1 protein-coding gene and 1 pseudogene are annotated in these 410 nt (G+C 76.8%); one reads left to right on the forward strand and one right to left on the reverse strand.

Features of this window, described 5'->3' with window-relative positions:
- A pseudogene (locus tag C1I92_RS35840) lies at positions 1-102 on the forward strand (transcriptional repressor); the annotation flags it as partial.
- A gap of 121 nt (positions 103-223) precedes the next feature.
- On the opposite strand, the gene C1I92_RS33195 reads toward C1I92_RS35840, so the two are convergent.
- The coding region (locus C1I92_RS33195; protein ID WP_146605404.1) for an SsrA-binding protein at positions 224-410 on the reverse strand (187 nt) is incomplete at its 5' end.

A 410-nucleotide genomic window follows, 5' to 3' on the forward strand; every position in this document is an offset into this window, starting at 1 on the left:
GCGGTGGAGCGCTGGACCGACCAGGTGGCGGCCGAGCACGGGTTCACCGACGTCGGCCACACCCTGGAGATCTTCGGCACCTGCGCCGACTGCGCCCGCTGACCCGGGGCCGCGATCCCGCCGCCTGCGGCCGGGCGACCTCGCCCGGCTGCTCCACCGCGACCTCGAAGGGGGTGTCGGCCGAGGCGGTGCCCTCCCTGCCGGGGCGACACCGCCGGCGACGTCAGCGGCGGGTCGGCGAGCTGGCCGGGGCCGCCCGACGCGTCCGGCCCTTGAGGTGGCGGCCCAGCTCGCGGGCGATCTCCCGGTCGGCGTCCCGCTCGGCCAGCGCCTGCCGCTTGTCGTAGGCGCTCTTCCCCTTGGCCAGGGCGAGCTCGACCTTGGCCCAGCCGTCGGCGAAGTACATCGAC

The sequence above is a fragment of the Jiangella anatolica genome (assembly GCF_003236295.1).
Taxonomy (GTDB): Bacteria; Actinomycetota; Actinomycetes; order Jiangellales; family Jiangellaceae; genus Jiangella; species Jiangella anatolica.